Annotated in this window: 11 protein-coding genes and 1 pseudogene; 2 read left to right on the top strand and 10 right to left on the bottom strand. The window is 69.2% G+C overall.

Annotated features, from left to right (window positions below):
• The 4 genes and pseudogenes from ACILQR_RS05920 to chpT form a co-directional block, all read right to left on the bottom strand.
• A pseudogene (locus tag ACILQR_RS05920) lies at positions 1-318 on the bottom strand (hypothetical protein); the annotation flags it as partial.
• Between the two features lie 73 nt (positions 319-391).
• On the bottom strand, positions 392-1207 hold the full coding sequence (locus tag ACILQR_RS05915; RefSeq protein WP_395650551.1) for a CheR family methyltransferase: 816 nt from the start codon (positions 1205-1207) through the stop codon (positions 392-394).
• Between the two features lie 16 nt (positions 1208-1223).
• Positions 1224-1595, bottom strand: a complete 372-nt coding sequence (locus ACILQR_RS05910) for a response regulator (protein WP_395650550.1) — start codon at positions 1593-1595, stop codon at positions 1224-1226.
• 94 nt (positions 1596-1689) lie between these two features.
• A complete protein-coding gene (gene chpT / locus ACILQR_RS05905) occupies positions 1690-2349 on the bottom strand; it encodes a histidine phosphotransferase ChpT (protein ID WP_395650549.1) in 660 nt (219 codons plus the stop codon).
• An 89-nt stretch (positions 2350-2438) separates the two neighbouring features.
• Between chpT and cysQ the strand changes: the two genes are divergently transcribed.
• A complete protein-coding gene (cysQ, locus tag ACILQR_RS05900; protein WP_395650548.1) occupies positions 2439-3233 on the top strand; it encodes a 3'(2'),5'-bisphosphate nucleotidase CysQ in 795 nt (264 codons plus the stop codon).
• Between the two features lie 4 nt (positions 3234-3237).
• On the opposite strand, the gene ACILQR_RS05895 is transcribed toward cysQ, so the two are convergent.
• From ACILQR_RS05895 to ACILQR_RS05870, 6 genes are all read right to left on the bottom strand, one after another.
• Positions 3238-4485: a hypothetical protein gene (locus ACILQR_RS05895; protein ID WP_395650547.1), complete on the bottom strand. Its 1248-nt coding sequence runs from the start codon at positions 4483-4485 to the stop codon at positions 3238-3240.
• A 166-nt stretch (positions 4486-4651) separates the two neighbouring features.
• Positions 4652-4996, bottom strand: coding sequence for a hypothetical protein (locus ACILQR_RS05890; RefSeq protein WP_395650546.1), 345 nt, complete (start codon positions 4994-4996; stop codon positions 4652-4654).
• An 89-nt stretch (positions 4997-5085) separates the two neighbouring features.
• Positions 5086-5979: a hypothetical protein gene (locus tag ACILQR_RS05885; RefSeq protein WP_395650545.1), complete on the bottom strand. Its 894-nt coding sequence runs from the start codon at positions 5977-5979 to the stop codon at positions 5086-5088.
• 151 nt (positions 5980-6130) lie between these two features.
• Positions 6131-7351, bottom strand: coding sequence for a DUF1570 domain-containing protein (locus ACILQR_RS05880; RefSeq protein ID WP_395650544.1), 1221 nt, complete (start codon positions 7349-7351; stop codon positions 6131-6133).
• Between the two features lie 120 nt (positions 7352-7471).
• On the bottom strand, positions 7472-9103 hold the full coding sequence (locus ACILQR_RS05875) for a peptide chain release factor 3 (protein WP_395650543.1): 1632 nt from the start codon (positions 9101-9103) through the stop codon (positions 7472-7474).
• Positions 9104-9127: 24 nt separating this feature from the next.
• Complete coding sequence (locus tag ACILQR_RS05870; RefSeq protein ID WP_395650542.1) at positions 9128-10687, bottom strand: DUF1570 domain-containing protein; 1560 nt, start codon at positions 10685-10687, stop codon at positions 9128-9130.
• 240 nt (positions 10688-10927) lie between these two features.
• Here ACILQR_RS05870 and ACILQR_RS05865 point away from each other — a divergent pair, with 240 nt between their 5' ends.
• Entirely contained in the window at positions 10928-11083 is a 156-nt protein-coding gene (locus tag ACILQR_RS05865; protein ID WP_395650541.1) for a hypothetical protein, read from the top strand.
• The last annotated feature ends 2 nt before the right edge of the window (positions 11084-11085 follow it).

Raw genomic sequence — 11085 nt, 5'->3', positions numbered from 1 at the left:
GCCGTTGGTGACGTGCAGATAGGTGCCCACATTGTCGTGGGCCCAGGCGCGGTCGAACCGGTTGTCCAGGTTGACGACGGCGTCGTCCCAGACGGCCTGGGGAACGACCTGTTGCCCGACCTCGGCCACGCGAGACTGTATGCCGTTGTTGACGACCGTCTGTTCGCGATCGAGAGCCAGCCGATCGTAATCCGCCGCCATTAGGTGCAGCGTTGCGGTCAGGGCAGCGATCGCGGCTCCGCCCCCTGCGGCGACGGCCCAGAACTGATTTCTCGCTTTCGCGCGCTGCGGCACGGCGTGTCCCCACTTCGAGGACATACTGTAGAGCTCACAGCCTAACCGAGTTCTTCCAGGAATGGTTACCGGGGCGGTTGGCGCGCTCCCGGAGCGATCATGCTGCCCGGCTGAGCGCCGAGGGGGCCTTCACGAACAGGCCGCGACGACCCGACACCGGCCGGAAGGCGACGGTCTCGCCGTCCAGCCGCTCATCGACGCCCAGGAACAGGCAGCCGTCGTCGACCAGCTTGCGCTCCAGCGCCTCGATCACCCCGCCGCGCCGGGCCGGCTCCATGTCGCTGAGGACATGGCGGCAGAAGATGACGTCGAAGCGCGGCCCCTCGGCCGGTTCGTCCAGCAGGTTGGCGCGGCTGAACGCGACCCGGTCGCGCAGCTCGGGCTTGACCGCCCATTGTTCCTCGGCCGGCTCGAACCAGCGCAGCATGGTGTGGGCCGACAGGCCCCTCTGGATCTCGAAGGTCGTATAGGCCCCGGCCTGGGCCCGTTCGATGGCGCGCTGCGACAGGTCGGTGGCGTAAATCTCGACATGAGCCCCGGCGTCACCGGCGGCCATGGCCAGGGACCAGGCCTCCTGGCCCGAGCCGCAACCGGCCGACCAGACCCGCACCAGCCCGTCGGGGCGCACCCGGCCGATGGCCGGCAGCAGCTCGCGCGCGAAGGTCTCGAACGGCGCGCGGTCCCTGCGGAACCAGGTCTCGGGGTTCAGCAGGGTCTCGATGATCGCCCAGCCCAGCGACGCGACCGGCCTGGCCCACAGCGAGGCCAGCATGGCGTCGACGCTGTCGAACTCTTCACGCCGGGCGACGGGGCCCAGCCTGTGGGTGGCCAGATGAATCCGGTCGCGGGTCAGCCGAAAGCCGGCCCGGGAGGCCATGAGCTGCTGAAGGCGGTCGAAATCCTCTTCGGTCATGCGGATGATTGGTGGCTCAGACGGCCCCCACCTCCGCAAGCTTGGAATGCAGGATCTCGCCGTCGAACGGCTTCATCACATAGTCGTCGGCCCCGGCCGCCAGCCCCTCGGCGATCCGGTCCGGCCGGGTCTCGATGGTGCAGAACAGGACCTTGGGCGTGTCCCCGTCGGGCTGCGAGCGCAGCCGCCGCAGGAAGGTCAGGCCGTCCATGACCGGCATGTTCCAGTCCAGCAGGATGACGTCGGGCATGACCGAGGCGCAATAGGCCAGGGCCTCTGCGCCGTCCGCCGCCTCGTCGACCTCGAAGCCGAGGCCTTCTACGATGCGGCGCGCGACCTTCCGGATGATCCGGCTGTCGTCGACGATGAGGCAGGTCCTGGCGTCCAAGAGGGTCTCCGGCGCGGCGAATCCAGCGCGCGCATTGCCCCATCATCGCGTCCGCGCGGTTAACGAGGGGTTGGGAAAGCGAAATTTCCCAACCTCAGATCGGCATTCGCGCCTCGATCGCCACCCGGCCCTCCTCGGTGACCGCCGCCAGAATCCCTCCGGCCTCCTTGACGGTCAGCCACAGCCAGTAGGGCTGGATCCATTGTCCGGTCAGCCCTTCTTCCAGACGCCGACCCGCCAGCCCCGTCGCCGCCTCGGGCTTGAACCGCGCGCGCGTCCCTTCGGCCAGCCCGGTCAAGACCAGACGGTCGCCGTCGCGACGACTGGTCACCGTGGCCACGCCACCGGTCGGCAGGGCGGCGGCGGTCAGATAGGCCAGGTTGACCAGGGCCCGCGCCGCCGGCTTGTCGAACGTCGTCTCGGTGATCCGCCAGTCCAGGGTGGCCCGCCCGCCCTTGATCATCCCGTCGACAAGGGCCTTCAGCTCGTCGCCGGTGAACCGCTCACTGGTCGTCGCCGCTCCGAACGCGACGCGACAGAACTGGACCAGAGCGACCAGCTTGGTCGCGCTGTCGGTGATCAGACCCAGGGCATCGTCGCGCATATCCTGGGCGGACGGGTCGTTCAGCAGGTCGAGCCCGGACATGATCGCTCCGGCCGGGCTGATGAAGTCGTGGCACAGCTTGGCCGCCAGATAGGTCGCGAGTACGCCCCCGCTCAGGTCCGGGACGGGGGAGGGGCTGGCGTCGGTCATGGGGGCTCGAAGGGTCGTGGAAGGGCAGGCGGCAAACTGGCCTGATTTGGCGGTTCGCGAAACCGCGCGGATCGTCTATCCACCGCCCCATGCCCAAGACTGTGACCAAAGACCCCGTCGCCCGCGACCTCGCGAACGGCACCCTTCACGACGCCATCGCCGACATCGCCGAGGACGCCGCCCGCCTGATCCTGCCCTACTGGCGCTCCGGCGCGGCCGTTCAGGTCAAGTCCGACGACAGCCCGGTCACCCTGGCGGACCAGCAGGCCGAGGCCCTGATCCTGTCGCGTCTGGCGGCCCTGTACCCCGGCGTCCAGACGGTGGCCGAGGAACAGGCGGCGGCCGACGGCGTGCCCGACGCCGCCGAGGGCCGGTTCTGGCTGATCGACCCCCTGGACGGCACCAAGGGCTTCATCGCCGGCAAGGAAAGCTTCACCGTCAACATCGCCCTGATCCAGAACGGCGTCGGCGTCGCCGCCGTCGTCTCGGCCCCGGCGACCGACACCACCTGGTCAACCGGCCCTGACGGTGCCCGCAAACGCCGCTTCGGCGAGCCCTGGCGCCCCATCAAGGTCCGCGACCGGCCCGAGCGCCCTGCCGCCCTGCTCAGCTATACGATGACCGACGACGAGGCCGAACGCCTGTCGGCCCGCCATGGCTGCAAGGCTTGGCAGGGTATGGATTCCTCGATCAAATTCTGCCTGATCGCCGAGGGCAGTTTCGACGTCTACCCCCGCACCGGCCCAACCTCGGAATGGGACACGGCGGCCGGCCAGACGGTGCTGGAAGCCGCCGGCGGCCGCGTCGTCGTCGATGACGGCACCCCCCTGATGTACGGAAAGCCCGGCTTCAAGAACGGGGCCTTCGTGGCGATGGGGGGTTAGGGCCTCAGGCCCGGACCGAGCGGCTCCGCATCATCGCATCGGCCCGCGCCGCCAGGGCGGGCAGGCCGCGTTCACGCGCCACCTCGGCGGCCTCGATAAGGGCCAGGCCCGTCAGGCTGGCGTCGCCGCCGGTCAGCAGGGCGCGGGCCTGGGCGATGCGGGCCATGGCGATCTGGTCGACGGCCCAGTCGAGGTCGGACGCAGGCGTATCCGACAGGCGACGCCGTACCGCGCTCTCGGCCGTGGTCAGGCGCGGCAGGTCGCCGATCGAGCTTGCCGCCGCGACCTCGCCCTCGATCAGCATGTCGCGGGCCAGGGCGCCGAGCACCAGCCCCTGTCCGGCCGTCAGGGCGTCGGCCTGACGCAGGGCGGCCAGCGACACGGCGCCGGTCTGGCCGCCGCGCACGATCTGGATCGTGGCCCAGTCGAGCGGGCTGTGGTCGGGGGTGAACTGGTCGGCGGCGGCCTCGAACATGATCCGGCCCTGTTCGCGCGCGGGCTCATTGCCGGCCAGCGCCGCCAGTGCAGACAGGCCTGCGCCACACAGGGTCAGGGCCCGGGCCCGGGTCAGGGGCCGATAGTCGGGCGAGGCACCCTCCACCAGCCGCAACAGCTCCCGCCCCGCCTGATCCAGCAGATGCGGGTCGCGGCGGGTCACGCCGGCCTCCAGCGCCAGGGCGGCGCGGTCCATGCGGATATCGTCGGTGGCACCGGCGCGGGTCCGCTCCATCTGATGGATGGCGGCGTCCAGCAGGGCGGCGGCCTGCATCAAGGCACCCGCGTCGCTGTCGAACCGGGCCAGTCGTGACCGAATCCGCGCGTGGACGGCCGAGATCAGCGCCGCCGTCGCCGGCTTGACCGCAGAGGCTCCGGGCACGGCCTCGGCCGCCTGGTCCAGCACGTCGCGCCCGCCCGACAGGTCGAAACGCAGCAACAGGATGCTGGCCCGCTCCACCCCGGCGCGGGCGATCTCATCGATCGATTTGGCGGCCCGGGCCGCGTCGATCGCGGCACCCATGGCGCGCGTGACGCTGTCGGCCGCGCCGCTGCGCCTTGCATGTTCGCGCCATAGGGCCGACGCCCGCAGCCAGGCCAGATGCGGTTTGGCGCAGGATACCCGGCCGGCATCGGTCGACTGGCCACGCGCCTCGGACGCCAGCAGATCGACGCCGATCAGCTCCAGCCAGCTCAGGTCCTCGCTCTCGCGCGCCTGGGCGAACAGTTTTCTCAAGTCGCGGCTGAATTCGAACATGCGTCTCGCCAAGCTCGTCCGTCTCGCCAAGCTCGTCCCGGTTCGGGACCGCGATCGCGATCCCGAACCCTTCCACGCAAACGCAGGGCCGGAAGAAAGGTTGAAGGCAGACGTTATCCCCGCGCCTCGCCGTCCGGCGGGCCGCGAGGTATCGGGCGATGTCGGCTCAGCCGAGATCGGGGGTCCTCGCACGGCACCGCGCCAGATCGGCCCGTGCCTGGGCATTGGCGGCGTTCAACTGCTGGACCGCCAGAATACGGGCCCGGGTCTGGTCGGCGTCGGCCGCCTGGGCCGGCTTTCCGGCCGCCGAGGCTGCCTGGGTGGCGGCCAGCGACCAGTACAGGGCCGCATCGAACAGGGCCTTGCCGTCCGTGCTCTCGCCGCCCTCGAGTTCCGACGCAGCCTGGGCCAGACCGGCGCAACGCACCGTCTCCTCATAGGAAATCAGCGCCGGACGGGGCGCGTCCTGGCCGGCGAAGGCGACGGTGGTAGCCAACAGTATGGCGAACATTCAGCCTCCACGACGCCCCACGCGCCGCAAGTCTTCAGACAATCACGTCGCGGCGGCGGAAGGAAGACACGCCGTCGCGAGCTGTGCGATCAGGTCCGGGGCGTGAACCGGGCCGTCGACGGCACCGTCTCGGGCCGGCAGAAATGCCAGACGTCGGACTCGGTGCTGCCGTCGATATCCAGCACCGTGTCCCGCTTGAGGGTGTCGGTCCCGACGATCTCGTAGGTGACCGTATAGGACCCGGCGTCATTGCCCAGCTCGGTCAGGCATTTCTGTTCCTCGCGCCAGATGTTGGGGCCCGTCAGCTGGAACTCCCCCGGCTCGCAGCCACCGAAGTCGAGCGTGAAGGCCGTCGGGGTGAACCAGGCGATCTGCCCCTGTCCGGCGACCACCTGTCCGCAGTCCAGCTCGCCCTTCACATAATAGCCCAGGGACATGGAGATCGGCGGCGGCGCGGTCTCGCCGGGGGCCAGGGTCACACCGGTCTCGGTCGCCACGATCTCGGGCTCGGCGGCCGAGGGGCGTCGGCTCGGGGTCGAGGTTGCGGGTCGGGTGTTCGCATTCGCTCGCGTCTGGGCTGTCGTGCCGGCGGACGAGGACGCAGCGGGACCGCGCGGCGCGGTCGCCGCCGGAGCCTGCGCCCGGGCCTGCGGCGGTGCGGGGCGGGCCGGACTCTGGGTCTGGGTCGTCGGCGTGCGCGGCGAGGTTGCTGTCGACGCCGGCGGCGTGCGCACCGTCGCCTGGCTCATCGGCGGCGTGACCGGACGCACCGGCCGGGGCAGTTCCTGATCCGACAGCGGCGGCTGGGCATTGACGCGCGGCCTCAAGGTACTCTCCGCCGGCCCCTCGTTCAGCGCCGATGTCGCGGCGCGAGCCCTGATCTGGGCCTCGGTCTGGGGTGTCGTCTGGGCCAGGGCCGAGGACACGCCGGCCAGGCTCGTCGTCAGCACCAGGGCCGCGATCCACGCGCGGGAAGACGGCATGATCATGTCGTTGGGCAGGGTCATGAGGGCCAGCGAAACAGGGTTATGGGTCAGAAGAATGTCAGGATGTGCATGTGCGTTCCCGGCATACACGCCTTCAGCCCCAGTTTCTGTTGCGCCGCAGCAAGGTTGCCGCCTTCTCTGCTATGCTTCAGTCCCGGACATACCGGCGCAGGCGCGACTGGGCGCTATAGACCCGCTGGTCCGTGGGATCCGCCGCCAGCGCACGGGCGATGAAGTCGCGCGCCAGGTCCCATTGCCGCGTCTGCTCTGTATCGTCAGTCGCATCGGCTCCTCGTTCTGTTGCCAGGTCCGCCATCAGGACAAGCCCTTCTACGTTATCGGTCTGGAGATCGAGCGCCCGGGTCAGGGCCGTTTCGGCGGCGGTCGGGTCTCCCCAGCGCATTTCCGCCCGGCCCAGGGCGACAAGGGCCAGAGGATCGTCGGGGAACCGGGCGGCGGCCGCCCGCAGGGTTGCGAGCAGCGCGGGGCCATCGACCCCGGCCGGATTGCGCGACCGGGCGTTGATCGCCGGCAGAATGACCGCATCGGCAGCGGGCGACAGGGTCGTCACCGTGATGACAGGACGGATCGGGGGCATGTCGAGCTTGGCGTAGGTCAGGCGACCCCGCACGTGGGTCCGAAGCTCGGTCGTCAGTTGCTCGATCGTCATGCCGAAAACCGCCTGCCAGGCCTCGACCGGATCCTGGCCACCGTTGACCGCCCTGACATAGGCCGACAGGTTGCGAATCCGGGCCGCATCGGCCAGCAGCCAGTGGGTCAGGGCCCAGGACTGGGCATAGTACATCCCACGCCCCGTCTGGCTGTCGATCCCCAGCGACCCGTCGGACCGCAGCACGACATCCATGGGTAGCCAGCGTTCCGTCTGAAGCGCGCGCAGACGGCCCGGGTTCGGCAGGCCGAACGAGGCCGATCCCCCTTCGGTCACGGTCGCCGTGGCAAAAAACTCGGCGAAGCCTTCTCTGAACCAGCCGGGATATCGCATGTCCCCGGCCCGGGCCATGACGTGGTGGCTGTACTCATGGAGCAGCAGGTCGTCGCTTTCGCCCCGCACCAGGACGGCGAAGACGTCCAGATCGCTGCTGGAATAGAAGCCCGCGATTCCCGGGGGAAGGCCGGGCACGGCCACCCGCAACGCCCGCCCGTCCGCCACCAGATAGACCGGCAGCCGCCGAGCCTCCGTGCGCGCGCCACCGAAGCGGGAGGTCAACAGCGCGTCAAACCGTTCCAGCTTGGCCGTATAGTCCCGCAGCGACCGCTCCGAACCGTCGCTATAGACGACGAAATGCTCGCTCTGGGCGCGTCGCCATTCGGCGAGAGCGGATGCGGGCGTCAGCGCGATCAGCGCCAAGCCAATCAGAAGACGTTGGACAGCTGAAGACAAGACGACCTCCCCGAGAGGCCTCATTCTAGATCGGTTTTGCCGCGAGCGGTCCACTCTTCGTTGTCGGACCTGCACTGTTCGCGTGCGCTATCCCCGTTCCTTCGTCTTCGTGAAGGCCACCTTGGGGAAGCGTTCCATGACGTATCCGGTCTCCCAGCTCGACTTGGCGAGGAAGACGGGGGCCTGGTCCAGGTCACGGGCGATCTGGGGGCGGTATTTGGACATGAAGTCCTCGACGTCGGCGGTCGTGCCGTCGATCCAGCGGGCCTCGGCATAGGGGCTGTGTTCGAAGATGACCTCCAGCCCGTATTCCTCGCCCAGCCGGTCGGCCATGACCTCGAACTGCAGCTGGCCCACGGCACCGACGATGAAGTCCGCGCCCAGTTCCGGCCGGAACAGCTGGGTGACGCCTTCCTCGGCCAGACCGTCCAGCGCCTTCTTCAGATGCTTGGCCTTCAGCGGATCCTTGACCCGGACGCGTTGCAGGATTTCCGGCGCGAAGTTCGGCAGGCCCGCAAAGCGGATCATGCCGCTCTCCGACAGGCTGTCGCCGACGCGCAGGACGCCGTGGTTGGGAATGCCGATCACGTCGCCGGCGAACGCGTCCTCGGCCAGTTCGCGGTCGCTGGCGAAGAACATGATGGGGGCGTTGACCGACAGCGACTTGCCCGTGTTCTGCACCTTCAGCTTCATGCCGCGCTTGAACGAGCCCGAGGCCATGCGGAACATGGCGATCCGGTCGCGGTGGTTGGGGTCCATGTTCGCCTGCACCTTGAAGACGAAGCCGGTGACCTCGGCGGCACCCGGCTCGACGGTCAGCTCGACCGGTTCGGGGGCGTTGCGGGTCTCTGGCGGGGCGGCCTTCATGGCCTTCATGGTCTTGGGCGGCGGGGCCCAGTCGCCGATGGCCTTGAGCAGTTCGTCGATGCCGAAGTGGCGCAGCGCCGAGCCCCACAGCACCGGGGTCATGTGGCCTTCCAGGAAGGACTGCCGATCGAACGCCGGATAGCCCCCTTCGACCAGTTCGGCGGCGTCGCGCATCTCCTGCAGTTCGCCGGCCTCGAAATACTGCGACGCGGCGTCCAGATGCAGGGCGTCGGGATGACCCGCGTCCTCGACCGCGCCGGGGATCTTGCGCGCATAGGGCTGGAACGTCCCGGTCCCCACCTCGACCATGCCCCTCAGGCGGTTGCCGCTCTGGGCGGGCCACCAGATCGGGGCGGGATCGAGCTGAAGCTGGGACGCGATCTGGTCCAGCAGCTCCATCGGGTCCAGCGCCTCGCGGTCCAGCTTGTTGATGAAGGTGATGATCGGGATGTCGCGCAGGCGGCAGACCTCGAACAACTTCAGCGTCTGGGGCTCGATCCCCTTGGCGGCGTCCAGCACCATGATGGCGCAGTCGGCGGCGGTCAGGGTGCGATAGGTGTCCTCCGAAAAGTCCTCGTGCCCCGGCGTGTCCAGCAGGTTGAACATCTTGCCGTCGTGCTCGAACGTCATCACCGAGGCGGAGACGGAGATGCCGCGTTCCTTCTCGATCTTCATCCAGTCGGACTGCGTCCGCCGGTTCTCGCCCCGCGCCCGCACCGCGCCCGCCGCCCGGATCGCCCCGCCGGACAGCAGGATATGCTCCGTCAGCGTCGTCTTGCCGGCGTCGGGGTGGGCGATGATGGCGAAGGTCCTGCGGCGCAGGGCCTCCTGTTCGAGGGTGAGCTTGGACATGGTATTTCCGGTGGGCGGCGGGAGTTAGCCCGCATCCGGCTCCGGGGCAACGGGCGCAGCCCCATCCTCGCTCGTCTCCGGTGTGACGACTTCGGGTTCGTCAGGGGCCTCATCGTCGGGCCTCAGCGCCTGGATCGTCGCCCGTGCCCGCGCCGCCGTCGCACCGCCGTGCGGGTCGTTGGCCAGGGGCAGCAACAGGGCGACCGCCGTATCGACCTGACCCGCGCGGGCGAACACCTCCGACGCTTCGCCCCGGACGGCGGTCACCTGGGGCGCCAGTTCGATGGCCCTGGCCCAGATGTTGAGGTCGTTGTCGGTCGGATAGTCGGGCGCGGTCCGCCGGCTGCGGCCCAGCGCCAGATACAGCCGGAAATCGTCCGGATCGGCCGTCAACGCCCGGCTCAGGAAGGCGCGGGCCTGACGGTTCAGCGCATCCGCCTGCTCACGGCCGCCCTCCTCGGTCCGCAGGGCCTGGGCCGCCGTCATCCTCAGGCGCGCCATCCAGCGCAGGGCCTCGACATCGGCCGGATCGGCGGCCAGCACCGCGTTCAGCGCCGCCTCCGCCCCCTCGGTCGTGCCCCAGGCCACCTCGGCCTTGGCCAGGGTCATGCGCGCCAGACGATCCTCGGGCCAGCGTTCGGCGGCGACGCGGACCCGCGCCAGGACCTGCGGCCCGTCCGTGCCGCGCTGTGCATAGTTCAGTCGGATCGACAGCGGAAAGAGAGCATCAGCCGACGGCGGCAGGGTCTCGAACCGGATATCGACAGCATCCGATGTCGGCGTGGGATAGACCGCATAGGGCACGGAGCCGGATCGATAGCGGCGCAGAGCCTGTTCCAGCTCGGCCGGCGTCATTCCCAGCGCCGGCTGCACCGCCTCCATCGGGGGCGCGCCCTCCGAGACCGCCTTCAGATAGGCGACCAGCCCCTGACGCCGCACGGGGTCGCTCAACAGATAGTGGGTCAGCAACCAGGCCTGGCCATAGAAGGCCGCGATCTGTTGCGGGGTCCCGCTCAGTGCCCGGCGGCTCAGCAGCCGGTCCATCGGGATCCACGGCAGATGGGCCAGGACTGCCGCCCGTCCCTCGTCGCGATAGCCGACCCGCGTCTCGCGATCGTCGATCCGCGCAGTGGCATAGAACATGGCCACCCCTTCGGTGAACCAGGCCGGGGTGGCGGCCGGAAAGTTCTGGAGCGTCAGGTGGTGGACGTATTCGTGCAGCAGAGAGTTGCCCTGGGACCGTCGGTTCAGGGCCGCATAGACCCCGTGCTGGGTCGCCGAATACCAGCCCCCGATGTTCTCCGGCACGTCCGGATAGATCGCCTCCATCCCGTCCCGGCCGGACAGCATGAAGACCGTCAGCGGTCGCGCAGGCGGCGCGTCGCTGAGTCCGAACGGGCTGCGCACCAGCCGGTCGAACCGGTGCAGCAGGATGACCCGTTCACGCAGATCCGCCTCCGAGCCCTCGCTGTAGACGATAAATCGATCGGTCTGGGCCCGCCGCCATTCGGCCTGTGCGGGCAGGGCGAGCGCGACCAGGGCCAGGACCAGAACGAGGCGAAGGCGGCGGATCAGGAACAGCATGAAGGCCTTGAAAACGCTGAGGTACAGATGGGCGCGGCACCGACGCCAGGCCCATCGTTAGACGCACAATCAGACATTGTCATGAAGGCGCTCAGGAACCACACGGGTTCCACACTCGAAAGACCGTCGATAAGGCCTGAAATAACCGCTCGCCAATCAGGGCTTTTGGAGTCATCGTCTGCCTCGCGAGATGTCCCGGCCACGCAGTCGGGCACCGCAAGGGGAGACTAGGAGACGCCCATGGCCATGCTGCATCCGAACGACCGTAACTCGACCGAGCACCGGTCCGACCATCACGAGCGCACCACCAAGCCGCGTCTGTGCCTTCTGGCCGGCTTTGCGTTCCTGGTGGCCACGGCCGTGGCCTTCCACTTCGCCTTCAACGCCCTGATCTAGGC

The sequence above is a fragment of the Brevundimonas sp. genome, assembly GCF_044239655.1.
In the GTDB taxonomy this organism is placed as follows: domain Bacteria; phylum Pseudomonadota; class Alphaproteobacteria; order Caulobacterales; family Caulobacteraceae; genus Brevundimonas.
This window is presented reverse-complemented; position numbering and strand designations above follow the sequence as displayed.